At 70.9% G+C, this 24781-nt stretch carries 17 protein-coding genes; 6 read left to right on the forward strand and 11 right to left on the reverse strand.

From position 1 onward, the window contains the following. Positions 1-60: 60 nt before the first annotated feature. From TsocGM_RS08150 to TsocGM_RS08170, 5 genes are all read right to left on the reverse strand, one after another. On the reverse strand, positions 61-1212 hold the full coding sequence (locus TsocGM_RS08150; protein ID WP_158633430.1) for an anti-sigma factor family protein: 1152 nt from the start codon (positions 1210-1212) through the stop codon (positions 61-63). A 149-nt stretch (positions 1213-1361) separates the two neighbouring features. Further along, positions 1362-1970, reverse strand: coding sequence for a sigma-70 family RNA polymerase sigma factor (locus TsocGM_RS08155; RefSeq protein WP_126724810.1), 609 nt, complete (start codon positions 1968-1970; stop codon positions 1362-1364). A gap of 152 nt (positions 1971-2122) precedes the next feature. Beyond that, positions 2123-3793, reverse strand: a complete 1671-nt coding sequence (locus tag TsocGM_RS08160; protein WP_126724811.1) for a sodium/pantothenate symporter — start codon at positions 3791-3793, stop codon at positions 2123-2125. Continuing rightward, complete coding sequence (locus tag TsocGM_RS08165; protein WP_126724812.1) at positions 3780-4121, reverse strand: hypothetical protein; 342 nt, start codon at positions 4119-4121, stop codon at positions 3780-3782. The genes TsocGM_RS08160 and TsocGM_RS08165 overlap by 14 nt, the downstream gene beginning before the upstream one ends. A gap of 155 nt (positions 4122-4276) precedes the next feature. Further along, positions 4277-5782: a type IV pilus twitching motility protein PilT gene (locus TsocGM_RS08170; protein WP_126724813.1), complete on the reverse strand. Its 1506-nt coding sequence runs from the start codon at positions 5780-5782 to the stop codon at positions 4277-4279. 605 nt (positions 5783-6387) lie between these two features. On the opposite strand from TsocGM_RS08170, the gene TsocGM_RS08175 reads away from it, so the two are divergent. From TsocGM_RS08175 to TsocGM_RS25910, 3 genes are all read left to right on the forward strand, one after another. Continuing rightward, positions 6388-7740: an MATE family efflux transporter gene (locus TsocGM_RS08175; RefSeq protein WP_199756720.1), complete on the forward strand. Its 1353-nt coding sequence runs from the start codon at positions 6388-6390 to the stop codon at positions 7738-7740. A 150-nt stretch (positions 7741-7890) separates the two neighbouring features. Next, positions 7891-8319, forward strand: a complete 429-nt coding sequence (locus TsocGM_RS08180; protein WP_126724815.1) for a VOC family protein — start codon at positions 7891-7893, stop codon at positions 8317-8319. Between the two features lie 1026 nt (positions 8320-9345). Next, positions 9346-13056 (forward strand): hypothetical protein, encoded by a 3711-nt coding sequence (locus TsocGM_RS25910; protein WP_158633431.1) that lies wholly within the window; start codon positions 9346-9348, stop codon positions 13054-13056. Here the strand turns inward: TsocGM_RS25910 and TsocGM_RS08190 are convergent. The 5 genes from TsocGM_RS08190 to TsocGM_RS08210 form a co-directional block, all read right to left on the reverse strand. Then, positions 13001-13417 (reverse strand): hypothetical protein, encoded by a 417-nt coding sequence (locus tag TsocGM_RS08190; RefSeq protein ID WP_126724817.1) that lies wholly within the window; start codon positions 13415-13417, stop codon positions 13001-13003. The genes TsocGM_RS25910 and TsocGM_RS08190 overlap by 56 nt on opposite strands. Before the next feature lie 150 nt (positions 13418-13567). Next, positions 13568-14998 (reverse strand): DUF1501 domain-containing protein, encoded by a 1431-nt coding sequence (locus TsocGM_RS08195; protein WP_126724818.1) that lies wholly within the window; start codon positions 14996-14998, stop codon positions 13568-13570. An 81-nt stretch (positions 14999-15079) separates the two neighbouring features. Beyond that, positions 15080-17635 (reverse strand): DUF1549 domain-containing protein, encoded by a 2556-nt coding sequence (locus TsocGM_RS08200; RefSeq protein ID WP_126724819.1) that lies wholly within the window; start codon positions 17633-17635, stop codon positions 15080-15082. A 95-nt stretch (positions 17636-17730) separates the two neighbouring features. Beyond that, complete coding sequence (locus TsocGM_RS08205; RefSeq protein ID WP_126724820.1) at positions 17731-18171, reverse strand: hypothetical protein; 441 nt, start codon at positions 18169-18171, stop codon at positions 17731-17733. 87 nt (positions 18172-18258) lie between these two features. After that, positions 18259-19314, reverse strand: a complete 1056-nt coding sequence (locus tag TsocGM_RS08210) for a DUF1559 domain-containing protein (RefSeq protein ID WP_126724821.1) — start codon at positions 19312-19314, stop codon at positions 18259-18261. Between the two features lie 647 nt (positions 19315-19961). Here TsocGM_RS08210 and TsocGM_RS08215 point away from each other — a divergent pair. Beyond that, on the forward strand, positions 19962-20360 hold the full coding sequence (locus tag TsocGM_RS08215) for a hypothetical protein (RefSeq protein WP_233578587.1): 399 nt from the start codon (positions 19962-19964) through the stop codon (positions 20358-20360). A gap of 262 nt (positions 20361-20622) precedes the next feature. Here the strand turns inward: TsocGM_RS08215 and TsocGM_RS08220 are convergent, their stop codons facing one another. Then, on the reverse strand, positions 20623-21831 hold the full coding sequence (locus tag TsocGM_RS08220) for a RidA family protein (protein WP_126724822.1): 1209 nt from the start codon (positions 21829-21831) through the stop codon (positions 20623-20625). A gap of 251 nt (positions 21832-22082) precedes the next feature. Between TsocGM_RS08220 and TsocGM_RS08225 the strand changes: the two genes are divergently transcribed. Together TsocGM_RS08225 and TsocGM_RS08230 are read left to right on the forward strand one after the other, a co-directional pair. Beyond that, the gene (locus TsocGM_RS08225) at positions 22083-23444 is read left to right on the forward strand and encodes an amidohydrolase/deacetylase family metallohydrolase (RefSeq protein WP_126724823.1); all 1362 of its coding nucleotides are present in this window, start codon (positions 22083-22085) and stop codon (positions 23442-23444) included. A 51-nt stretch (positions 23445-23495) separates the two neighbouring features. Beyond that, positions 23496-24725 carry an aminotransferase class V-fold PLP-dependent enzyme gene (locus TsocGM_RS08230; RefSeq protein ID WP_158633432.1) on the forward strand — a complete coding sequence of 410 codons (1230 nt, stop codon included), beginning with the start codon at positions 23496-23498 and terminating at the stop codon, positions 24723-24725. Positions 24726-24781: the final 56 nt, after the last annotated feature.

Here is a 24781-nt window from a genome sequence, read left to right on the forward strand (position 1 = left end):
GACGCTCCGATGGCCCGGCAGGAGGCCACGCCCCTCCCGGGCCCCGGTGCTCTCCTCCGATCAATCCGGGCTCCCCGGCGCGGGGGAGCCCCCCGCCGCGTCCCGGACCCAGAGCAGGATGACGCCCGGCCGCTCCGGCTCGGCTCCCGAGTCGGGCCCGGTCGGCTCCGGCGCCGTCCCCTCCGGGAGGGGGGAAACCGGAGCGGCCGGCGGGGCCACCGACACCGGAGGCAGGCCGCCGGGGAGCGGCCTCCCGAGTTCGCCGGGCTCCGGAGAGGTTGCCGAGTCTTGCGGGAAGACGGGGATGGCGTGGATCCGGTCGGGCAGCTCCCGGCGCATCGGCACGCCGGTCGTCGCGGTCGAGAGGGTCAGCCCCCCGGCCTCGGCCACCAGCATCCCGGCCGCCTCCTCCCGGTCGGCCCAGCCGGCCTTCCGGGGGCGGGCGCCAAGGGCTTCCTCGATCAGACTGAGCAGCGTCTGCCGCTCCGACGGCCGGGCCACCAGCGCGAAGGCGATCGCCCCCGGCCCGGGGGATGTTCCGGTATGGATCAGGGCGTATCGGGGATCGAGGCGGACGATCTGCTCTCGGAGGAGGACGTCGAGCCCGGCGGCCAGCTCCTCGGCCGAGGTGCCGGGGGCCGGCTCGATCTCGAATTGCTCACCCTCGGGGTAGTCGATCAGGTCCAGCACGAAGCCCAGGAGGCCGCCGTCGCCGGCACCGGCGCGGTCGGCGTCGCCGACCGCCGGCCCCCCCTCGGCCACCTCGGGGAATCCGGCCAGCCCCTCGGCCGAGTCGTCCCGGTCGGGGACGCTGGCGATGGCGACCGTTCCCGATCCGCTCTGCTCCGGGACGTCCGCCCCGGCGACCTCAACCGGCCCTCCCCTCGGCGGCTCGGCCCGGTGGGGCCGGCTCCCAAGGAAGAACAGCACGAGCAGCGCCGCGGCGGCCAGCGCCGAGGCGGCAGCAATCGGCGGGAGGGCCCGCGTCGGGGCCCGCTCGAGGGCGATCCGGGCCAGCACCTCCCCGGAGACGTCGGGCGCCTCCAGAGGCCGGCGCAGCCCCTCCACCAGCCCCCGCACCCGAGCCAGCTCCCCCAGCTCCCGAGAGAGCCGGGGATCGGCCCGCATCGCCTCCTCGACCTCCCGGCGAGACTCGGGATCGAGCTCGTCGTCGAGGTAGGCGCTCAGCAGGGTTTCGTCAAACTGTGACATCTCGGATCGATTCGGAAAGATGAGGAAGATGGAGAGCTCTCGGACACGGGCCCGCGACGCACCCCGGTTTCCGGGTATCCGGGAACCGGCGCAATGCCTCGCGATGCGATGCGATGCGACGCGAGCGGCGATCGGCCGAATTCTCGGGATCATTCGGCGTCGGGGGTGCCCTGGCGCACGGCCGGCTCGTCGACGATCCCCGAGAGCCGGTCCCGGAGCTCGCGGCGGGCGCGGTGCAGCCGGCTGCGAACCGTGCCGACCGGCACCCCAAGAGTCGCGGCGATCTCCTCGTACCGCAGGCCGTCGAACTCCTTGAGGACCACCACGGCCCGGTGGTCGGGTGCCAGGGCATCCAGGGCGGCCTGGATGATCGCCTCCCGCTCGGCCTGTTCGGCCGGCAGGGTGGGGTCGGATCGTGTCGGGTCGGCCGGGGGTTCGAGAGGGGCGGCCCCCTCGCCCCGCAGCTCCGAGAGCCGCACCGGCCCCTTCCGGCGGCGCCGGTGGCTGAGCGCCAGGTTGACGGCCAGCCGGTAGAGCCACGTGTAGAACGAACTCCCGCCCCGGAACCGTCCGAGCTTCTTGTAGGCGCGGAGGAACGACTCCTGGAGCAGGTCCTGGGCGTCCTCGGCCGATCCGGTCAGCCGCAGCAAGGTCGGGTAGAGCCGATCCTGGTGCCGCTTGACCAGTTCGCCGAAGGCCTCCGCCCGGCCCGCCCGGGCCGCCTCGACCAACGGCTGGTCGTCATCGGTCCCGGTCATCGTACGCCCTTGGACGCCCCCGGGACCCGGGAGGTTCCCGCCAAATCTCGCCGCACCGCCCGTCCCTCCGGGCGGCCCACGCATGCTCCATCATAGTCAACCCCCCCCGGATCGGATGCGCCCGGACGCTCCGGAGGTGCCCGGGCCTCCCGTCACGGAACCGCCGGATCCGGGGGCATCGGCGGCCGGGAGAGCTCCGGGTGCAGCTCCAGCGAGGCCGGCGCGGGGGCGTCCCTCGGCTGGAGATCAAACAGCAGCGAGACGCGGTCCGGGTCCGGCCTCGGCGACAGCAGGCTGCCGACCACTCCCGCCAGCAGCGAGCCGCCCAGCCCCCAGACGCACGGATCCAGGCCCAGCAGGTAATACGGCGCGATCGCCGAGCCGGGGCCGACCGCCGGCTCGTAACCGAACGCGTTCCTCGCGATGATCCCGGCCGCATACAGGCCGATCACCGTCGCGGCCCCGGCGACCATCGCCGCCATCGCCCCGGCGGCCGTCCCCCTCCTCCAGAAGCAGGCCATCGCCGCCGGAATCAAAAACGCCGAGGCCATCCCCGCGCTGGAGAAGACGATCACCAACTGGAGGAAGTCCGGCGGCCGGGTCGCCACCAGCGCCGCCAGCACTCCCACCCCCACCGTCCCCGCGTACCCGGCCGTGGCGATCTCCCCCTCCGACGCCCTCGGCCTCAGGAACCGCTGGTAGACGTCCCGCACCAGGCCGGAGGAGATCACCAGCAAGAACCCGCTGATCGTGCTCATCACCGCCCCGTACGGCGCGGCCATGATCAGCCCCGAGACGTACGGGTTGGTCAGCCGCCGCACCAGCGCCGGCATCGCCTCGTCGGGCTTCTCCAGCTCCGGCAGAATCCCCCTGGCCGCCACAAAGATAAGGATCAGCGGCACATAGATCACCACGTTATACAGCGTCACCCAGAGGATCGCGTACCGCAGCGTCCTCGAGTCCTTGAACGCCATCAGCCGAACCAGCGTCGAGGGCTGGCCGATCCCGGTGATCGCCCACATGAAGAAGAACGACACCGCCAGGCCGATCGGGTGGAAGGCCCGTCCCGCTCCCGGGCCGAAGGCGTAGTTGACGTCCGTCTGCGCGATCCCCGCCTCGGTCGCCGCCGACAGCCCCCCGGCGGCCACCAGCGCCAGCGGCAGCAGGATCATCACCCCCACCGCCATCACCAGGCTCTGGAACACGTCGGTCCAGACCGCCGCCAGGAAGCCGCCGTAGGCCGTGTAGGCGATCACCGTCGTCGCGAAGATCACCAGCCCCAGCAGGTAGCCGGGGTCCTCCACCGGCCCGGGGAGCATCCCCGAGAACGACGCGATCCACGACGTCGGCAGGCTCGTCTTCAGGATGATCGCCCCCCCCTTGAACTGGGGGATCAGATTCACCGACAGGAACGCGATGATCAGCAGGCTCGTCACCACGCCCAGCGCCGGGCTGCCGAACCGCTCCCGGAGCAGGTCGGGCAGCGTGATCGCCCCGGTCCTCCTCGAAAGCTGGCCGATCCGCTTTCCCAGCAGCCCGAAGACCGTCAGCGGCGCCACCATGTAGCTGGCGATCCACAGGGCCACCACCCAGCCGAAGGCGTAGACGAACCCCGGGAAGCCCAGGAACGTCCCCCCGCTCATCACCGCGGCCGTCAGCGCCACCGAGAGCGGCCCGAGCGACCGATTGCCCAGGAAGTAGCGGCGGAGGAAGGCGCCTCGCTCCGCCCAGCGCGCCACCACGCCGAGGCCGAGCGAAACCATCGTGAACAGCACCAGCGCCACCAGCGGGGCGCCGGTCGAGGGGGCGTCAAGCTCGGGCATCGGCGTCCCCCTCCCCGGCGGCCTCTCGGATGTCCCGGTCCAGCTCGGCGGCGTGGTCGAGCCCCAGGTCGTCGTCGGCCATCTTCCAGCCGGCGAACCAGACCGTGAACACCGAGCACACCAGCCAAGGCGCCATCACCCCCCAGAAGACCCAGGAGGGGATCCCCAGCACCGGCCGGATGTCCCCAACGCCGAGCGGATGTCCCGAGCGCTGGTAGCCGGCGAAATACGCGTAGACGCAGCAGTAGACGGTGCTCGCCAACCACACCGAGAGGATGACGATCGCCTCGCGACGGGCATTGCGGTAGGTCGGGTCGGGGGGGGGCAAGGGGGGGCGGCTCCGCGTCGAAACAGCCGGAGGGGCCCGGTGGAGGCGTCATCGCCCCAGGGGCCCGGGGCCCCGATCGGGTATTCAGGCTATCCCGGCGGCCGTCGCGCGCCAATCGCCCGGGGGAGGGACCTCCCCCGGGCGATCAGCCCCGATCAGCGGTGCAGCATCGAGTCGAGCGACGGAATCACGTACGTCCCCATCTTCATCTGGTCGAAGATCGCCGGCTCCGAGGCGTAATCCCGAGCGTCATCCAGCGAGATTAGATCCTTCTTGTACAGGTCGTACAAGTACTTCTCGAAGATGAACGACGCCGAGGCGTCCTGCTGCATCCCGATCTTGATGCCGATGGTGTTCCCCGCCAGGATGCTGTCGGCGATCGCCTTCGTGTCGTTGAAGAGGAACTCCAGGGCCGGGATCCGGCCGCCCCCGGTCCTCGGCAGCAGCCGCTGGCAGATGACGCACTTCAAGGCGTCCCGCAGTTGCAGCTTCACCAGGTCCCGCTCCACCGGGTCGAAGAAGCTGACGATCCGGTTGACCACCTCGTAGGCCGTCCCCGAGTGCAACGTGCTGATGACCAGGTGCCCGGTGGCCGCCGCGTTGATCGCCGACCGGATCGTGTCCGGGTCGCGCATCTCCCCCACGACGATCACGTCCGGGTCGTGCCGCAAGGCCCCCCGCACCGCCTCGTGGAAGCTGCCGATGTCCTCCCCCACGTCCCGCTGCGAGACGACGCTCTTCTTGCTCTTGTGCACGTACTCGACCGGCTCCTCGATGCTCAGGATGTGCAGCGACTTGTGCGTGTTGATCCAGTCGACCAGCGACGCCACCGTCGTCGACTTCCCGCTGCCGGTCATCCCCGTCACCAGGATCAGCCCGAAGTGCAACGCCCCCAGACGCTCCATCGCCCCCCGAGGGATGTTCAGGTCCTCGAACGACGGAATCGTCTCGGGCAAAAACCGCATCGTCAGGTGCGGAACGCTCGCCTTGATGAACGCCGACACCCGAGCGTACCCCAGCCCCACCTGGTGATAGATGAAGCTGCACTGCTGCCGATCGGCGAACTCCTGGGCGTGCTTCTCCGGCGCGATCGCGGAGAGGAACTCCAGGATCTGCTCCGACGAGAGCGTGTCGAACGCCTGGACCCGCCGCAGCACGTTGTCCACTCGGAACACCGGCGGCGCTCCCGGATACAGGTGCACGTCGCTGGACCGAAACTTGATCATCGCCTTGAACAGCGTCTCGGGGCTCAGCGGCGTCGAGCGGTACTCCTCCCCGTGCACCCGCCAAACCTCCGGCAGCGGGAAGGCCCCGGAGATCAGGTCGCAGGCATCGTGCAACTGCTGCACGTTCTCCCCCGACGGCGCCGAGCAGTGCAGCACCAGCGCCCCGTCCACCTCGGCCAGCTCGCAAGACACCGGGCTTCGCCCGGCAAACTCCCGAAGCGAACCGGCCAGGTGCACCCCCGGCTGAGGGAAGCGCACCGTGAAGTCGTGGAACTCGCCGTCGAAGTTCGGCCGAGACGCCACAATCTCGATCCCCGGCGACCGGGCGACCATCCTCCTCGGCGCCCCGTGGATCGACCTCAGTTGCTCGTCGGCTAACTGCACGATCGACCAGAAGCTCTTCTGGTGGCCGAGGCCGAGTACGACCTCTTTCATGGCGGCACCCCTCGAAGGTCCGGTCGGCCCCCCGGGGCAGCCCGGCCTCGTGAGCGGGGTGCTCGCGATCGGAGACCCGCGGCCGCTTCAGGTCCGGCATGCCGACCTCGCCCCAGCATACCCCGCGCACCAGGCCGGGGGTACAGGCGAACGGCGGGCTCGCTCCCAGTCCATCGCCTCCTCGATCCTCCTCCCGGCCTCGGCGTCGGCACCGACCGCGACAATCCGGGCCTCGGGATGGGCCCCCCCGATCGCTCCCGGGGCCCTCGAACGATCGTTCCGGACCACCAGCCCAGGTGTCCGCCCGGACCTTCTCCCGCCCGGTAGGATGGAGCATCCCCGAGACCGGCCGAACCGACCCCGGGCGGGGCGTGTCCGGATCGGATCGGATCGGATCGGATCGGATCGGATCAGATCGGATCGGATCAGATCGGATCGGATCAGATCGGGCGGGATTCCGGCGCGCCCGCAACCCGGGCGAATCAGGGGAAAGGACGATGCCTCGGGAGAATTCGCAAGCGACGCCTCGGCCTGGGCTTCGGGGGAGGATCGCCGGCCCGAGGTTTCGGGAGGCGGGCAGAGCCCTGCGGGCCGAGTTGCCGCCGATGGCCCGCCTGGCCGGGCCGGTCGTGCTCGCCGAGCTGGGCTGGATGGCCATGGGCATCGTCGACACGATGTGCGTCGGCCGGCTCAGCGCCGAGGCGATCGGAGCCGTCGCCCTCGGCCACGCCGTCTTCTTCGCCAGCACCATCGCCGGCCTCGGCCTCTTGCTGGGGCTGGACACCCTGATCTCCCACGCCTTCGGCGCCGGCCGTCCCGACGACTGCCGTCGGTGGCTCCGGCACGGCGTCTACCTGGCGATCGCCCTCTGCCCTCCGCTGATGGCCCTCTCCTGGACGGTCGGCGGGCGGCTCGAGGCCCTCGGCGTCGCGCCGAGCGTCCTCCCCGGGGCCGAGTCGTACGTCCGCCTGGTGACGCTCAGTCTTCCGTCCCTGCTGCTCTACTTCACCTTCCGGCGCTACCTCCAGGCCCAGGACCGCACGGTCGCGATCGTCTTCGCCCTGGTCTCGGCCAACCTCGTGAACCTGGCGGTCAACTGGCTGCTAATCTTCGGCAACCTCGGCTTCCCCCGGCTCGGTGTCGCCGGAGCCGCCTGGGCGACGGTCCTCTCGCGATCCTGGATGGCCCTCGTCCTGCTCGCCGAGATCGTCCGAGTCGACCGCCGGGCCGGCCCGGCCGCCTGGCGGGGAGGCTGGGCCCCCGAGCTCCGGCGCTTCCGCTCCCTGATCGCCCTTGGCCTGCCCGCCGCCGGTCAGCTCCTGCTGGAGATGGGGGCCTTCGCCACCGCCACCATGCTCATCGGACGGCTCGACGCCCCCTCCCTGGCCGCCCACCAGATCGCCCTGAACGTCGCGAGCCTGACGTTCATGGTCCCCCTCGGCATCAGCTCCGCCGGAGCCGTCCGGGTCGGCCAGGCGATGGGCCGGCAGGACCCGGCCGGAGCCGGCCGGGCGGGCTGGTCGGCCCTGGCCCTGGGCACCGCCTTCATGGCCCTGGCGGCGGTTGCCTTCGTCCTGGTCCCCCGGGCGATCCTCTCCGCCTTCACCGACCAGCCGGCAGTGCTCGCCGTCGGCGTGATCCTGCTCGCCGCCGCCGCCGTCTTCCAGCTCTTCGACGGCGTGCAGGTGATCGCCACCGGCATCCTCCGGGGAGCCGGAGACACCCGGACCCCCATGCTCGCCAACCTCGCCTCGCACTGGCTCGTCGGCCTGCCCACCGGCGTGCTCCTGTGCTTCGTCCTCGGCCGGGGGGTGATCGGCATGTGGATCGGCCTGGCCCTCGGCCTGATCGTCGCCGGCCTGCTCCTGCTCTGGGCCTGGTCTCGCCGAGTCTCCGCGCTCTCCCCCCAGAACGAGCCGACCGTCGAGCCCTCCCCCGTGCCCGCCTTCGAGCCCTGAGGCCCTCTCCCGGGAATCTTCCCCCTCGGTTCGGTTCCCGAGCTCAATGTCGAATCCCTCCCCTCCCGATCGTCGATCTCTCAGGAGGGGTGGCTCGACGGGAGCTCGCCCGATCCTCCCCGCCACCCTCCTCCCCGGAAGGAGGTCCTCATGGCCGAGACAGCCCTCACCCCCTACCTGTTCTTCGGCGGCCGATGCGCCGAAGCCCTGGAGTTCTACCGCTCGGCCCTCGGCGCCGAGGTCGAGCTGGTCATGCGCCACGACGAGAGCCCCGACCCTCACCCTCCCGGCCTGCTCGCCCCCGGCTTCGAGTCGAAGATCATGCACGCTTCGATTCGCGTGTGGGGCCAGCGGTTGATGGCCTCCGACGGCTGCGACGCCTCCTCCCGGTTCGACGGCTTCCGCCTCTCCCTCACCCTGCCCACCGAGGCCGACGCCCGACTCGCCTTCGACGCCCTCGCCGACGGCGGCACCGTCCAGATGCCGCTGACCCGGACGTTCTGGTCCCCCTGCTTCGGCATGGTAACCGACCGCTTCGGGATCGGCTGGATGATCACCACCCCCGGCCCGTCCTCCTGATCCGATCCTGCGCCGGCCCCCCTCCGACCTCTCCGGTTTTCCTGACCAGGAGCGCGTCCTTCCCCGATGATTCCAAGAAAAGGGGAGAACGCGCTCCCGGGCCGTTCTCCGTCCGTCTCGGCCGCCTCGAACGCCGACCGATCGCTCTCGAACTCGATTCCCCCTCTTTGACAATCAGGAGCGCACCGGAGCGAACGGAGCCGGCGAGTCTGGCCGGCCCGAATCCTCGGGGAGCCCCGGCGGGGAGAATCCAGACCGCGGCGTCCTCGGCAACGGAACGAACCCATTCCGACCCAGAACGATCGACACAACCGACGACCACTTCACGAGATCGGCCGATCCCGCCACAGCGCACCGCAGCGCACCGCCCCGATGATCGCGGCGTTCCGGCAGGCGGCGCCCGCTCCTCGGCCGTCTCGGCCATCCGAGCGACTCCCCCACCGACCACGGCGGGCCGGCCCCGAGTCCGGCGGCCCGCTCTCGGAGCGAAGGGAGGGTCGCGTTCCCTGGCCTTCCCCTGGTGGTCGGCCTTGCCCGTCCCGGTCGAGCGACCGTGACGTTCCCCGAGGCAGAACTCCTTGCTCTCTGCTCTGTTGTGACCAAACACCGTGCTCGTTCGTCCCGGTCGGAACCCTCAACAGCGAGGCCAGCCAATGCGGAACGTTCGACCGAACGAAGCCAAGCCATCCGACGCAAAACCTAACCATTCCATGAGATCGGGAAAATCGCCTACGCGCACCGGAAGCGCACCGAGAGCGCACCAGGAGCGCACCGGAAGCGCACCGATCGGCCTGCCCTGGGCTCCCGAGCGGGGAGGAGCCGAGGCCGGTCCCCGCCCTGCCGGAAGGATCCAGGGGCCGGAGGGAGTGATTCAAGTCGGCCTGGGGGGAGGGCTTGGAGGGTGGGGGAGGGGGGGCGGAGCCCCGTCGGGCCCGGGGAGTGCGTCGACTGGTCAGGGGAGGTCGGGCGGGATAGCATACAACCCTCGCGTCGTCGAACGTCGCCGAGGACGGGAGTAGGTGGACGATGGTCAGCCAGTCGGGCGGTCGCGGTGGCCAGAGCGGGGCGATGTCGCTGGAGGAGCTGCGGGACGCGATGCGGGCGGCCGACCCGAACGCGGTCCTCGTGCCGGCGCGCGTCCTGAGGAGGGTCATCAAGCACGACCGGAAGATGGCGACCCTCGGCATCCAGGTGCCGCACCGCAAGTCGTATGTCCTCGACGCGGCCACCGCCACAACGATCGTCGAGCGCGACGAGCTCCGGCTGGACGTCGAGGCCGAGGCCGCCCTCAGCGGCCCGGTCTTCCTGCTGGCCGAGCCGACCCCCGAGCGGCTCGCCTCGATGACCAGGGGGCAGGCGCTGCTCCGCTACTGGCGGCTGCTCTTCCACGCCCGGGTCGACGAGGCCCTGGAGCGCCGGCGATCCGCCGGCCGGCTGACCGACGCCGACCTCCGGGCCCGGGTCGACCGGATCGGCCAGGGGGTCTTCGACGAGGCGAGGCTGGTCCTCCGGGTCGAGGACTACCTGCTCCCCCCCCGAGACCTCTGGGAGCACTACCGGGAGTTCGCCGCCGTCTACCTGGAGGTGCGGCACTTCGCCCCCCGGCTGCTGGGCAGCTACTTCCCCTCGATCGAGGACCCCGAGGCGGTCGACGCGGTGCTGGCCGAGGACGTCGACGCCCCGGCCCTCTTCTCCCGGACCCGCCCCCCCGGCGCCCCGGAGCCCTCGGCCCTGGGGGCCCTGATCGAAGCGGCCGACTTCGCCCCTCCCCCCGACGAGGCGGTGGGCACCTACCCGCTCCCCTCCCCCCAGCCGGCCCGGCAGCTCGCCGAGCGGCTGGTCCGGCGCTCGGAGCGGTCCATGCGCCGCGGCAACGTCGTCCGGGCGGCGATCCAACTGGCCCGATCGACCAAGTTCCTCGACCCGCTCGGCCCCCCCTCGGCCTCGCACCCCTGGCCCCGGGCCCGGCTGGCGCTGGGGCTGCTGGGGGAGCGGCTGGTCGAGGCGCTGGGGCTCGACCCGGCCGAGGCCGACGACTGGAGGCGAGCCCTGCCGGCCCTGCTGGCGCCGGCGTCGGAGGGGATCTACGCCGTCGAGGCCCGCCTGCTGTTCGACCTCCAGCGCCTTTGCGTCGACTACGAGCGGCCGATCTACACCGTTGACCTCGTCGAGTGGTTCCTCACGCTGGGCAAGCGGCCGATCAAGCGGCTGCTGCCCTACCAGCGGGAGCTGCTGGCGGTCAAGCACCTGCGGTCGGCCCAGCGTCGCCTGCGTCGGGCCCGGATCTCGGAGCCGGACCGCCGTCAGCTCGGCCGCCTGATCGCCGGCGCCCGGCACCGGGCCGAGGTCACCCTCCGAGACCGTTGCCGGGAGCCCCTGGCCGAAGCCCTCCGCCACACCGGCCTGGAGGCCGGCAACGTGGCCGAGCGCGTCTCCTTCGACAAGATCGTCGAGGAGCTGCTCGACAAGGTCGTCTCCCAGGGGTTCCTCACCATGGGGGACCTCCGGGACGCCGTGGCCCGCAACCAGGTCAAGCTGCCGGACCTCTCCGGCCCCCGAGAGTTCTTCCGGGGAGACCGCCTGCTGATGGCCAACCGCCGGATCTCGGTGGCGCTGGACGGCATCTACCGCCGGGGGGAGGTCTACCTCCGGTGGCTCCAGCGGTTCAGCTCGCTGGCCTTCGGCACCCCGGGCGGCCGGTTCCTCACGCAGTTCGTGGTGCTGCCCTTCGGCGGGGCGTTCGTGGTGCTGTTCTTCGTCGACCACCTGTTCGCGGTCGTCACCAAGCAGCTCGGCTACGGGATCGACCCCGAGGAGGCGGCCCGGGCGGCCCGGGCGGCGGCGGCCGGGGCGGCGGGCCTGGTCGAGGCGGCCGGGGCGGCCGGGGCGGCGGCCTCGGCCTCGGGGGGGGGGCTTGGCAGCGCCTCGGCGATGCTCGCCGGCACGGCGACCGACGCCGCCGCGCTGGCCGAGGCCGAACGGCTGGTCGGCGAGCGGCTGGCCGCCGAGCAGGCCGGCACGCCCCCCGAGGCCGCCGAGCACGAGGGGGGCCTGCACCTGATCCCCCACGACCTGGAGAGCTGGGTCTGGGTCACGCTCGTCGCCGGCCTCGTCCTGATGGGCCTGCTGCACGCCCCCCGCTTCCGCCGCCAGGTCGGCTGGCTGCTGCGGGCCTTCTACGACGTGGCCAAGGGGTTCGTCTTCGACTTCCCCCGCTGGATCCTCCGGCAGCACTACGTCCGGATGCTGATCTCGACCCGGGGCTTCGTGCTGCTCTGGCGGATGCTCGTCAAGCCGATCGGGCCGGCGCTGCTGGCCTGGCTCGTCCTGGCCCTGGCGGGGGTCCGCCCCGACGACGCCCGGCAGCTCGCCCTGCTGACCTTCGTCCTCGTCGGCCTGGTGCTCAACCTCCGCATCGGCCGGGACATGGAGGAGATCACCTCGGATTATCTCGTGCACACCTGGCGAGTCATCCGGGTGAACATCTTTGGGGATCTGTTCCGGTTCATCGTGGACTTCTTCGCCACCGTGCTGGAGAACGTCGACCGGCTGCTCTACACCGTCGACGAGTGGCTCCGCTTCCGAGGCGGCGAGAGCCGCGGCTCGGCCGTCGGCAAGGCGGTCCTCGGCGTCTTCTGGTTCTACATCACCTATGCCGTCCGGTTCGTCATCAACCTGCTGGTCGAGCCGCAGCTCAACCCGATCAAGCACTTCCCGGTGGTCACCGTCTCCCACAAGGTGATGGCGCCGATCCTCATCCTGATGATCCCTCCGCTGGCCGAGTGGCTCGACGACAAGGAGCTGGCCACGACCATCTGGTTCCTCACCCAGTTGCTGCTGCCGGGGGTCTTTGGCTTCCTCGTCTGGGAGCTGAAGGAGAACTGGCGGCTGTACCGGGCCAACCGGCCGGAGCACCTGCCCACGGTGCTCATTGGCGGCCACGGCGAGACGATGCCCCGGCTGCTCCGGCCCGGCTTCCACTCCGGCACGCTTCCCCGGCTCTTCAATCGCATGCGGCGGGCCGGCCGTCGCCGGCGCCGCCCCCTGGAGGCCGACGCCCGCCTGGAGCGCTTGCGCGAGGGCCGCCACCACGTCGAGGAGGCGGTCGCCGACTTCATCCGCCGGGAACTGCTCAACCTGCTGGCCCACACCCGGGCCTGGGGGGATCTGCCCGGCGAGGTCGCCGGGGTGGAAACCAGCTCCAACCGCATCCGGATCGCCCTCCGCTTCCCCGAGCTGGGGGACGAGCCGCTCTGGCTGGCCTTTGAGCACGCCTCCGGCTGGATCCTGTCCGACGTCCGGGCGCCGAGCTGGATCGACCGCCTCTCCGACGACCGCCGCCGGGTCCTCCAGGCCGCCCTGGCCGGGCTCGACCGGATGGCCGACGCCGACCTCTCCCGGCCGCAACTGGAGCACCTGCTGCCTCCCCAGGTCCGCTCCTTCGGCTTCAACGACCAGGGGATGGTCGCCTGGGTCGGCGACCGCCTCCAGACCGAGGCGACCTACGACCTGACGACCGACGCCCGCCTGAGCTACCCCCAGATCTCCGGCCCCCGCCCCGTGCCTCCCCTGCCTCCGCTGGAGCTCGACCGCCTGCTGCTGCGGCTCGACCCGATCTCCTGGTCCCGATGGGTCGAGACCTGGGAGGCCGAGCGCGACGGCCTGGCCCCCCCCGAGCCCTTCACTCGCTCCAGCCGGTTTCTCTCCGACCCCGAGCCCACCGAGGCCACCGCCTGAACCCTCCCCTCAGCGCCCAGGACGCCAGGAACCCGACCGCCGGGCTCGAAAAGATCAGGAACCACGGCCCCCCCGGCAACCTCCCGGTGCCGGCCAGGTGGATCAGGGAGAACTCCGACACCCCGAGCACCGTCACCAGCCCCCCCCACCCCTCCCGCCACCAGGCCAGCACCATTCCCAACGCGGTCGCGACCGGGAAGCACAGCACCAGCGCCCCCTCCAGCGGCGACAGCCGCCACGGCCAAGGCGGCTCCGCGGCCACGAACAGCGACAGCAGCCCCAGCGACAGCAGACTCGCGATCCTCCCGGCCCATCGGGCCAGGACGGCCCCCGGCCCCGGGGCCTCGACGACGGTGGACATCGGCCTCTCCTCCCTCCCGGTCGGTCCGAGGGCTCCCCGCCCGCCTCGGCCGGCGGGCGCGGCCCCCTTCCCAATCCCTGCGAATCGGCGGGAGCGGCGTGCCACCGAAGTCCAGAGCCCGACCGCCCGAACGCCCCGAGGGCCGAGGGCTCAGGCGATCAGGTCGGCCACAGGGCGGCCGAGGCCGTCCCGGGTGACGTAGAAGGGCCGCTCCTCGGTGATGATCCCGAAGCGGGGGGAGATCCCGAGCAGGTGATAGATCGTCGCGTGCAGATCCGTCACCGTCACCGGGGGAGTGATCGAGGTGTACGGCTTTTCGTCCGACGTCTCGCCGTGGACGTGGCCCCGCCGCACTCCCCCGCCGAACAGCAGGACCGAGCCGGCCCCGGTGAAGTGCCGATGGTGGCCGAAGTGGGCCAGCTCCTGGAGCTCGTCCGGCTGCTCGACCTGGTTGGGCACGCGGCGGTCGGCCTTCCCCTCGACGAGCACCGACCGGCTGAACTCGCTGGCCAGCACAACCAGCGTCCGATCCAGCAGCCCTCGCTCCTCCAGGTCGAGCACGAGCCGGGCGACCGGGGCGTCGATCTGCCGCTTCATGTCAGCCGCCCGGGTGTGGCCGTTGTCGTGGGTGTCCCAGTTGAGGAACGGGATGTACTCGGTGGTGACCTCCACGTAGCGGGCTCCCGCCTCGACCAGGCGGCGGGCCAGCAGGCAGCCCAGGCCGAATCGGCCGGTGTTGTACTCCTTGGAGCTGGCCTCGGGCTCGGTGGCGAGGTCGAAGGCGCCGGCGGCCTCCGAGTTGAGCAGGCGGTCGGCGTTCTCCAGCGACCGGAGCATTGATTCCTTCTGATAATCCGATCCGAACGTGCCGATCGGGCTGGCGGCCAGCAGCGCCTCGTAGGCGGCCCGACGGGCCCGGAACCGGCTCGGGGTCATGCCGGCGGGGGGACGGACGACCGAGACGGCGTCGGCCGGGTCGGGGACGCGGAAGGGGCCGAACTCGGCGCCCAGGACGCCGCCGGTCTGGAAGGCCTTCAGCTCCTCGGCCTCGCCGTTGCCCTCGTAGCGCTGGCCGATATCAATATAAGCGGGCACCGCCGGGTTCCTCGGCCCCAGCGCGTAGGCAATCCAGGCGCCGAGATGAGGGGCCGCCACGCTCACCGGCGGCTCGTAGCCGGTGTGCCAGTGGAACTGGTGACGGGAATGCAGGATCGCGCCGAGGTCGGCGGCGGTGTGGGTCCGGATCAGGGTCCCCCGGTCCATCACCCGGCCGATCCGCTCCAGGCCGGCGGAGAAGGAGAGGCCGTCGACGACCGTGGGCACGCTGGGGAAGGTGCTCTCGACCTCGGCGGCCTTCATCCCGGGGCGGAAGGGGGTGTGCCGCTTGGGGTCGAAGGTCTCGGCGTGGGCCATGCCGCCTCCCATCCAGAGGACGATCACGGCGTCGGCCGTCGCGGCTCGGCGGGCGGTGTCCAGCTCCTCCTGGCCGAGCACCGGCTCGGGGCGGTTGGCCAGCAGGGCGGAGAGGGTGGCGGCGGAAGCGGTTCGGAGGAAGTCTCGGCGGTGGGAGGGGCGGTTCATCGTGCTCGTCCTCGGCTCGGCGGGCCTGGCGGGGGCGGGGGCGGGGGCGGGGGCAAGAGGCGGCGGCGGGCCCGGGAGGGCTCAGGGGATCAGCTGGAATTCCGGAAGCATCAGGAGCGCCCAGAGCAGGTCCTCGACCCCTTCGGGGGCGGCCGGATCGCCGAGCAGGCCTCGGGAGATCTCCCGCTCCTCGGGAGCGGGGGGACGGCCGAAGCAGCGGAGGAAGAGGTCGGAGATGATGGCGTCCGGGTCGTCGCCGAGCCGGTCGAGGACGAAGGCGGCCCCCTCGGCGAGCCGGCCCGAGAGGACCTCGCCGTTGGTCAGCTCCAGCGCCTGGATCGTGGAGGCGACCGGATCGCGCCGGGTGACGACCTGCTCCCGGCTCGGGCGGCCGAGGGCGGACGACAGGGGGTCGCTGAAGGCGAGGGCGGCCCGGATCGGCCCTCCGGCGTCTCCGGTCGCCTCGAGCAGGGCGGCGGAGAGGTCGATGCCGGGATACGTGCGTCCGGCCAGGGGGAGGGAGACGGCGTGCTGCCAGCCGGCGTCATCGAAGCCGGGAAGGGCCCAGCCCTCGGCGTCGGAGGAGGACCAGAGCCAGGTTTCGTCGGTGCCGAAGCCCCAGGAGGGGGCATCCCCCTCGAAGCCGCCGACCCAGGCGATGAAGGCGGCGGGGTTCGGCCCCGCCGCCGTTCGGACGCCTCGGCCTCGGGCCGGGTCGGGCCAGTTGGTCGCCTCGGCGGCGATCACGTTCTCCCCCGGGCGGAGCAGCGCCGTGACGTCGGCCGAGACGGGCCGGCTCCAGTCGCTCCCCCGGGCGACGGGGGTGCCGTTGACAAGGAGAACCAGCTCGTTGTCGCACGTCCCGGCGATCAGGGCCCGATCGGGGACCTGGTCGAGCCGGATCACCTTGCGGAGGAAGATCGTCCCGCCGGGGTCCTTCAACGCATCGGCATGGTTCCAGATCCAGGACGCCTCGACGCGAGCGGGCCTTGGGCCTTCGGCCGGGGCGGCCCCCTCGGCCTCGGCGATGGCGGCTCGAACCGCCTGAAGCTGGCCCCCCTGGCCTCGGCCGTCGACCTTGAGCATGGCGCCGGAGGGCTCGGGCCACGAGCCGGTGACGGTCGAAAACGCGTCGAGGAACTGCTCGGCGGTCATCCGCTTGACCAGAGGCCCTCGGAAGGAATACGGCTCTCCCGGCGACGGCGGGGAGTCGAGGTGGTCGGCGGGGAGCTGGTAGGCGCCCGAGGAGGCGATCAACGCCAGAGTATGCTTGAGATCGTAACCGTGGGAGACGAGGTCGGCGGCCAGCCAGTCGAGCAGGTCCTGGCTCCAGGGCTCTCGGTCGAGGTCGTCGAGCGGCTCGACGAGCCCCCGGCCCATGAGCTGGGCCCACAGGCGGTTGACGATGGTGCGGGCGAACCGGCCGTTGTCCGGGGAGGTGAGCAGCTCGGCCAGGCGGGCCATGCGGTCGACCCGGGGGGCGTCCGGGTCGATCGCTCCCAGCTCGGGGTAGATGAAGCCGGGCTCGGCGATCCGGCCGACCGGCTGGTCGCAGCGGTGGATCTCCAGCGACTCCTCCGAGAAGACGGCGGCCAGGGCATACGCCTCGTCCAGGGTCCAGTGGTTGACGAAGCTATCGTGGCAACTGGCGCACTTGAGGTTCGTGGCGAGGAAGACCTGGGAGACGTTCTGCGCCGCCTGGACCGGGGGGGTCTGGCTGGCGTTGACGACCCCTCGCCAGATGATCCCCTTGGTGAACCCCTCGGCGCCGGAGCCGGGGACGGGGCTGACGAGCTCCCGGGCGAAGCGGTCGTAGGGGAGGTTCTCGAAGAGGGCCCGGTAGAGCCATCGGGTGATCGAGGACCGGCCGTCGTCAATGAATCCGGTGCCGCGGTACTCGTTGCGGAGGGCGTCGTTCCAGAAGGTGAGCCAGTGGTCGGCGTAGGAGCGGCGGTTGGCGAGCAGGCGGGCGACGAGGCGATCGCGCTTGTCGGGGAGGCGGTCGCGGTCGAAGGCGTCGAGGTCCTCGGGGGAGGGGAGAAGGCCGACGAGGTCGAGGGAGGCCCTCCGGTAGAAGGCGCGGTCGGAGACGGGCTCCCAGTCGATGGCGACTCCTCGGTCGGCCAGGAATCGGGCGATGAAGCGATCGATCGGGTTGTCGAGCGGGAGGCCGGCGGGGGGAGGAGGGATCTCGGGAGATCGGGGGGCGATCGGCGCTCGTCGGAACCCGAAGTCGACGGCGTCAGGCCAGGGCATCCCGCGATCGATCCAGGCCCGCAGCGTCTCGACCTCGTCGGGAGGCAGGGGGTCGGCGTTGGCGGGCATCCGGAGAAGCGGGTCGGGCTCGGTGATGCGCTCGACGATCAGGCTGGCGGCGGCGTCTCCTGGCTCGGCGGCCGGGCCGCCCTCGCCTCCCCGGAGCAGGGCCGCTCGGTTCTCCAGCGAAAGGCCCCCCTTGTACTTCCCCCGACCGTGGCACTTCAGGCAGCGCCCTTCCAGGATGGGGCGGATCTCTCGGTCGAACGCGGCCGAGACCGGGTCGACCTCCTGGCCGGCGGCCCCCGGCGTCTCGGCGCCAAGGAGCAAGAGAAAGAGAAGGGCGATCAGTCGGGAGGCCAGGGGAGGGCTGGGGGTCATCGAGGCACCTCGGGGCTCAGATCCGGGCGGGCCGACGGGGGGCGGGGCCGGCCGCCTCCGGAGAGGGGGCGGCCGGTCGAGGGGGGGAGGGGGGGTTACTGGAGGTCGAAGTCGAAGGTGTTGCGCCCGCGCTCGACGGTCCGGGTAAGGCCGGAGGTGGACGGGTCCTGGTACTTCTGGGGAAGCTTCGAGGTCAGTGGGACGGGCTCCCCCGGCAGCGCGGAGTTCATGGCTTCGGGGTCGATGTCGCTGATGGCGATCTTGTATTCCCCCAGCTCGGCGCCGTCGTTGGGCTCGCGGGTCTGGAGCTCGTAGGAGCCGTCCGGGCCGATGGTCCCCACGGCGTTCGCCCGCTCGGGGTCGGTGGAGATGAAGGAGACCGACCCCGATTCGAGCGGCTGTCCCTGGTAGGTCACCGTGCCCGAGACGCGGGCCATCTCCGGGCCGGAACTGCCGCAGCCCGGGGCGACGACCGCCAGGGCGACGGCAAGGCCGAGCTTCGAGAACGATCGCCGGATTCCGATTCGATCAATCACCACCCGATGTCTCCCAGGAGGGGGCCCCGCCGCGGCCCGGGCCGGAGGGCGCCGGGTCGCGGCGGGGCCGGTTCCGTGACGTTCGGATCAGTAGGCGTCCGCGGAGATGATCTCGCCCTGCTTCCGGGTGCTCAGGGCCTGGTAGATGTTGAAGTTGATCGTCTCCTTGATGAACTTCACCGAGCCGTCGGCCATGGCGAAGTTGGCGCCGCCGGGATGGAGGCTCCGGAAGGTGATCTGCTTGGTCCAGTTGCCGACGTCCGGGTAGGTGCCGTTGGAGGCGACCCGCTTGAAGTTCAACGGGACGGCCGTCGAGCCGACCGACTGGTTGGCGTGGCACCAGGAGTTCCACCGGGTGACCCGGCGGATCTGCTCGCCGGCGAGGAACGTGTTCGAGGTGCCGTCTCGGATGCTGTCGATGCCGACGTTGGACCCCCAGGCCCAGAAGATGCCGCTGCCGGCGGTGGTGCCGTTGTCATGCTGCTCGTTGGAGAGCCGATTGTGGCCCAACTGCGGCAGCCGGCAGTAGCGCCCGGTGTCGGAGCAGAGGATCAACTGGCCGTTGCGCGGATCGCCCAGGCTGCCGGAGCAGGCCAGGCAGTTGTCGCCCATGTTGCCGACGTAGGAGGTGCCAGCGGCGGGGCTGTCCCAGATCTCGTCGGCGTTGGTGGTGTCGATGGGATCGCTGTCGTCGCTGGGGCAGATCAGCGAGTTGATCACCGTCTCGCGAACCGTGGCGTTCTGATGACCCATGTACTGGGGGTTCCAGCGCCAGCCGCCGCCGAGGTTGGTGCCCCACATGATGCTGAAATTGACGGCGTTGTACAGGGACTGCTGCTCCATCTGGGGAGTCAGCAACACCAGCCAGCTGGAATTGTTCCAGGCCAGGCCCGTGGCCGGCCCGAAGACCGGGTGGAGATACATGCCCGTGGGGAATTTGCCCACGACGTCATGGTAGTTGTGGCAGGCCAGCGCGAGCTGCTTGAGATTGTTGGTGCACTGAGCGCGTCGGGCGGCCTCTCGGGCCGACTGCACCGCCGGGAGCAGCAGGGCGATGAGCACACCGATAATGGCGATGACGACCAGCAATTCGATGAGCGTGAAGCCGAGCCGGCGCGATCGCGTCCGGATCTCCTGATTCATGGTCGGATCCCCTTGCCCTTGGGAGTGAACGGACCGAAGCGGACCATTCAGACCGAGTTGGGCCTCGACGTGTCCCTCCCCGGCGCCGAGCACGCTCGGGCCGGACACCGAATCCCCTCCCCGGCAATCCCTCCGAGGACATCGAAGATTTGGTGACGAAACACATTTGTTTGACCCAAGAGCGATTACACGGAAGAACCGCATCGATTGCAAGAACCAAAAACGCGCAAGGCCCGTCCCTTATTCCGATCGCGACGGCCCAGCCGGCGGGGCTCGGCTCGGCCCGGCCGCGATCCGGAGCGTCCGGCACGCGCACGCGATCCCCGCTCCCACCCTCCCCAGGTCCGGCATCAGGCCGGGGCGATCCGATCACAAGAGCGACTCGGGCGATCCGACCTGGCGGCCGACGCCCCCCTCGCCGAGATCCTCCGCCCCCCGGCCTGTCCCTCCCCTGGCCGTCGGCGAAGAACAGCGGTCCTGCAATTCCTGATCGCAGGATTGCCACGGCGACCGGCGCCGGCGATGATGATCGCGCCGATCGCGGGCCGGGTCCCCGGCTCGGGTCGTGTCGATCCGGGGTCACGACACCTCTTCCGCAACTCGGCCCGCGACCCGGCGTTCCCCCATCAGATCCAAGGGAGGCTGCGGTGAAGCGACGAACGGACACTCCTCGGCGAATGATGGTCGCGGTGTTGCTGGCGTTCCTGTCCCTGGGGTCTTCGGCCCTCGCGGCGGACGCGACCGGGACCTGGACCTGGACGGTCCAGCGCGGCGACAACACGATCGAGCAGACCCTGAAGCTCAAGCAGGACGGGGAGAAGCTGACCGGCACCATCAGCGGACGCCAGGGCGGCGAAACCGAGATCGAGGACGGCAAGGTCTCGGAAGACACGATCACCTTCAAGGTGACTCGAGAATTCAACGGCAACCGGTTCGTGATCTCGTATCAGGGCAAGGTGGACGACGAGACGATCAAGGGGGAAATCTCGTTCGATCGCCAGGGAGAGACGGTCAAGCGTCCCTGGGAAGCGAAGCGAGCCGAGTGATCGCCCTCGCCCCTGACCTCATCCTCGACCGGCGATGATCGCCCGCCCCCCACCGCCGCCGGGCCCCGTTGGGTCGGGTCCGCCCGCCGGTGAGGGCTCGACGACCTCTTCTCCGGCTTCATCGCCCGAATCGCCCAACGGCCCAGGTCGACCGCCGGTTCTCGGGATCGACCTGGGCCGTAGGGGTTGGTCGGCAACCGCAACAACAACGGCGACGACCGAGGCGACGACCGCCGTCGCCGGGCCGTCGCCGTCCGATGGCCTATCGCGTCCGAGCCGCGATGAACGACGCCACCACCCGACCGCCGATCTCCCCCGAGCCGGAGTTCGGCATCAGGCAGGTTCGGACCCCCGGTCCCCGGGAGAAGTACTCGCGATAGATCGCGTTCATCGGTTGATAATCCTCCATGTCCTGGAGGTAGACGCAGCCCGAGACGATGTTCTCGAGCCCCAGGCCCGCCTCCCGGAGGATCGAGGAGTGGCGGCGGGCCATCCGGTGCACCTGGTCCCCGAGGTCCTCCCCGGGATCGGGCCCGATCCCGGAGAGGCCGGAGAGATAGAGCGTGTCGCCGGCCCAGACGGCGGGGCTGGCGACCACCGCCCCGTCCAGCCCCTCCTCCGCCTCGACGACCCGGACCACCGCTCGACCGTCGAGGTCGGTGGTGGCGATGCAGGTGATCTCGACGTGGGACCCGCCGGGGATCCAGTCGACCGCCACGGTGGCGCAGGCGGGCTCATTCCCGTCGTCGAAGAACTCGCCGTAGACCGCGCTGGCCGCCGCGACGTTGGCGGGATCATCCAGGAACACGTGGCTCATGACCACGTGCTCGAAGCCCAGGCCCGCCTGGCGGAGCGTCGCCTCGACGTTCCGCATCGCCTGGCGGACCTGTTCCTCGAACCCTTCGGGGTGGCCGCCGCCGGGGAGCTGGTCCCCCTTGCCCGAGATGTAGAGGGTGTCGCCGGCCAGGATCCCCGGGCTGAACGGGAACCCGCCGGGGGGATCGCCGATGCGACGTCGTTCCGAGGGGTCGCTGTAGGCGATGCAGGTGATCTCCAGCCGGGACTCTCCCGGGACCTGCGCGACGCCAAGCGTGGTCCGAGCCGGGGGGTCTTCCGGGAAGAATTTTGCATATTCCGTGTTGAATTCGTCATACATCTCGGGATCTTCGAGATAGACGAACGACTTGACGACGTCCCCCAGATCGAGGCCGGCCTGTTGCAAGGTCCCCCGGACCTCGTTGAGGCAGTTGGCGACCTTCTCCGGGAAGTCCTCGTTGGGGCGGTAGTCTCCCTTGCCCGCGACATAGACGGTCTTGCCCACCATGATCCCGGGGGCGAAGAGGCCCGTCGGGCGTGCTCCGTCCCGAGTGAGGAACCGCTTCTCGGGGGGCTGGGCCGCGGCCGGATCGCCCGATCCGAGGGCGATCGCGATCGCGATGACGGGGAGCACGATGATTCCGGATCGTTCCATGCCGCTTCCTCTCCTTCGACGAGGCTGGAGGGATCATCCGACGACTCGGAGGGCGAGTCTAGCAGCCCGACCGGCCTCGAGCCATCGTTCCCCCCGGGGCCGGGGGATCACCGTCACGGGCCGGACGACGACGCCTCGGGCCCTCCCCCGTCCCCCGACGATCTCCCAGTCGATTGACCCGGGGGGTCCCATGACGCAGCATAGCGGGGGCCGGGATGGACCACCAAGACTCTTGTCGCACCGAGGGCTCCATGAGACCGCTGCTCGCCTTGCTGCTCCTCTTGATCGCGGGGACGGCTCCCGCCCAGGAGCCATTCGACCTGGTGCTCCGCGGCGGACACGTGATCGACCCGGCGAACGCGATCGACGCGGTCCGCGACGTGGCGATCCGGGACGGCGTCATCGCGGCCGTCGCTCCGGAGATCGACCCGAAGGCGGCCCTGAAGAGCGTCGACGTCTCCGGCCTCTACGTGACCCCCGGCCTGATCGACCTGCACGTCCACGTCTTCACCGGGACGGGGGAGCCCGGCTCGTTCACCGGGGACAGCAGTGTCCATCCGGACGTCGTCTCGATCCGAAGCGGCGTCACGACCGTGGTGGACGCCGGCTGCGCCGGCTGGCGGAACTTCGAGGAGTTCCGCCGGCTCGTCATCGACCGCTCCCGCACCCGGGTTCTCGCCTTTTTGAACATCGTCGGCCACGGCATGCGGGGACGCCGCTATGAAGGCGACCTGGACGACATGCAGCCCGAGCCCGCCGCCGAGATGGCCCGGCGCCACCCCGACCTTATCGTCGGGATCAAGACCGCCCACTACATGGGCCGGGAATTCACCGCGGTCGAGCGGGCCGTCGAGGCCGGGACGCTGGCCGGCCTCCCCGTGATGGTCGACTTCGGCCGGGTCTATCCCGAGAAGTCCCTCGAGGCCCTGCTGACCGAGAAGCTCCGGCCCGGAGACATCTACACCCACGTCTACTCCGGCCTCCGGGGCGAACTGACCCCGGACGGGCACGCCAACCCGGCGCTGTTCGAGGGCCGATGCCGGGGGATCCTCTTCGACGTCGGCCACGGCGGGGGAAGCTTCGTCTGGGGGGTGGCCGTGCCGATCATCAGCGAGGGCTTCCCCCCCGACACGATCTCGACCGACCTGCATTCCGCCAGCATCAACGAGGGGATGAAGGACATGCTCAACGTTATGAGCAAATTCCTCGCCCTCGGCATGCCGCTCGACGAGGTGATCCTCCGATCGACCTGGAATTCCGCCCGGGCGATCGGGAGGGAGCGGCTCGGGAATCTCTCCGTCGGCGCTCCGGCCGATGTGGCCGTCCTGAGGCTGGAGGAGGGGAACTTCGGCTTCCTCGACTCGTACAACGCCCGCCTCAACGGCGACCGGAAGCTGACCTGCGAGATGACCCTCAGAGACGGCAAGGTCGTCTACGAGCTGAACGGGCTGACCCGGCCGGACTGGACCACGCTGCCCCCCGGTTATCGGGACACCGGCGACCCGCGCTGGGACGGAACCCTGGGCCGCCGCAATCGCCGGCTCCAGCCCCCTCGGGACCCGGGGCCCCCGGCCGGGCCCTCGGAAGAAGACGAACCGGACCAGAGGCCGTAGCCAACCCCCGTGCGCATGACGATCGACCCGAGGACCATTCGGAGACCGACGATGATCCAACCCTTCCGCACCCGGCGACGGACGTTCTTCGCCTCGCTCGCCGGCCTGCCCGGCCTCCACCTGCTGGCTTCCGAAGGCCGGGCGGCGCCCCGGGAAGACGCCCGGACGCCCGCCGCCGGCCGAGACGTGATCGGCGAGCTGGGCGTCCGCTCGTTCATCAACGCGGCCGGCACGTTCACGGCGCTGACCGGCTCGCTGATGCCGCCGGAAGTGGTTTCGGCGATCCAGGTCGCCGCGCGCAAGTATGTCCGCCTGGAGGACCTGCACAACGCCGTCGGGGCCCGGATCGCCGAGCTGCTCGGCTGCGAGGCCGCCCTGGTGACCGCCGGCTGCGCCTCGGCCCTGTCGCTGGCCACCGCGGCCTGCGTCGCCGGCGACGACCCGGAGCGAATCCGACGCCTCCCGGACACCCAGGGCATGAAGGACGAGGTCCTCGTCCAGCGGACCCACCGCGTCGGCTACGACCACGCCATCCGCAACGCCGGCGTCCGCATGATCGAGGTCGAAACCCGAGAGGAGCTGGAGCGAGCGATCAGCGACCGGACCGCCATGATGTTCTTCTTCAACGCGGCCGACCCGAGAGGTCAGATCCACCGCGAGGAGTTCATCGAGATCGGCAAGAGCCACGGCATCCCCACGCTGCTCGACGCCGCCGCCGACGTTCCCCCGGTCGACAACCTCTGGAAGTACACGAAGATGGGGTTCGACCTCGTCGGCTTCTCCGGGGGCAAGGGGCTCCGGGGGCCGCAGTCCTCGGGGCTGCTGCTCGGCCGCAAGGACCTGATCGAGGCCGCCAAGCTCAACAACAGCCCCAATTCAGACTCCCTCTGCCGCACCAACAAGGTGAACAAGGAGGAGATCGTCGGCATGCTCGTCGCCCTGGAACGCTACCTCCAGCTCGACCATGACGCGATCTGGAAGGAGTGGGAGGGGCGCTGCCATCGGATCATCGAGGCCCTCTCGGAATTCGACGACGTCCAGACCGAGATCTACGTCCCCGAGATTGCCAACGCCGTCCCCCACCTCCGCATCCGGTGGGACTCCGAGAAGCGGGGGATCCGGCCCAGCGAGGCGGTCGAGAAGCTCCGCAACGGCGACCCCAGCATCGAGCCCAGCCCCGGCTCCGGCCGTCGCGACGTGGTCATCGGCGTCTGGATGATGGAGCCCGGCGACGACGCGATCGTCGGCGACCGGCTCCGCGAGATCCTCGCCGGCGCGTGACCGGGCCCGAGCCCCCAGCAGGGCGCCGAGGACGCCGAGGGCCCCGAGGCCCTCGG

It is taken from the genome of Tautonia sociabilis, assembly GCF_003977685.1.
In the GTDB taxonomy this organism is placed as follows: domain Bacteria; phylum Planctomycetota; class Planctomycetia; order Isosphaerales; family Isosphaeraceae; genus Tautonia; species Tautonia sociabilis.

What these genes read in the sequence shown, in the direction of transcription:
- TsocGM_RS08150 (WP_158633430.1), bottom strand. Translation starts at nt 1,212, where the DNA reads ATGTCACAGTTTGACGAAACCCTGCTGAGCGCCTACCTCGACGACGAG.
- TsocGM_RS08155 (WP_126724810.1), bottom strand. Translation starts at nt 1,970, where the DNA reads ATGACCGGGACCGATGACGACCAGCCGTTGGTCGAGGCGGCCCGGGCG.
- TsocGM_RS08160 (WP_126724811.1), bottom strand. Translation starts at nt 3,793, where the DNA reads ATGCCCGAGCTTGACGCCCCCTCGACCGGCGCCCCGCTGGTGGCGCTG.
- TsocGM_RS08170 (WP_126724813.1), bottom strand. Translation starts at nt 5,782, where the DNA reads ATGAAAGAGGTCGTACTCGGCCTCGGCCACCAGAAGAGCTTCTGGTCG.
- TsocGM_RS08175 (WP_199756720.1), top strand. Translation starts at nt 6,388, where the DNA reads ATGGCCCGCCTGGCCGGGCCGGTCGTGCTCGCCGAGCTGGGCTGGATG.
- TsocGM_RS08180 (WP_126724815.1), top strand. Translation starts at nt 7,891, where the DNA reads ATGGCCGAGACAGCCCTCACCCCCTACCTGTTCTTCGGCGGCCGATGC.
- TsocGM_RS25910 (WP_158633431.1), top strand. Translation starts at nt 9,346, where the DNA reads ATGGTCAGCCAGTCGGGCGGTCGCGGTGGCCAGAGCGGGGCGATGTCG.
- TsocGM_RS08190 (WP_126724817.1), bottom strand. Translation starts at nt 13,417, where the DNA reads ATGTCCACCGTCGTCGAGGCCCCGGGGCCGGGGGCCGTCCTGGCCCGA.
- TsocGM_RS08195 (WP_126724818.1), bottom strand. Translation starts at nt 14,998, where the DNA reads ATGAACCGCCCCTCCCACCGCCGAGACTTCCTCCGAACCGCTTCCGCC.
- TsocGM_RS08200 (WP_126724819.1), bottom strand. Translation starts at nt 17,635, where the DNA reads ATGACCCCCAGCCCTCCCCTGGCCTCCCGACTGATCGCCCTTCTCTTT.
- TsocGM_RS08210 (WP_126724821.1), bottom strand. Translation starts at nt 19,314, where the DNA reads ATGAATCAGGAGATCCGGACGCGATCGCGCCGGCTCGGCTTCACGCTC.
- TsocGM_RS08220 (WP_126724822.1), bottom strand. Translation starts at nt 21,831, where the DNA reads ATGGAACGATCCGGAATCATCGTGCTCCCCGTCATCGCGATCGCGATC.
- TsocGM_RS08225 (WP_126724823.1), top strand. Translation starts at nt 22,083, where the DNA reads ATGAGACCGCTGCTCGCCTTGCTGCTCCTCTTGATCGCGGGGACGGCT.
- TsocGM_RS08230 (WP_158633432.1), top strand. Translation starts at nt 23,496, where the DNA reads ATGATCCAACCCTTCCGCACCCGGCGACGGACGTTCTTCGCCTCGCTC.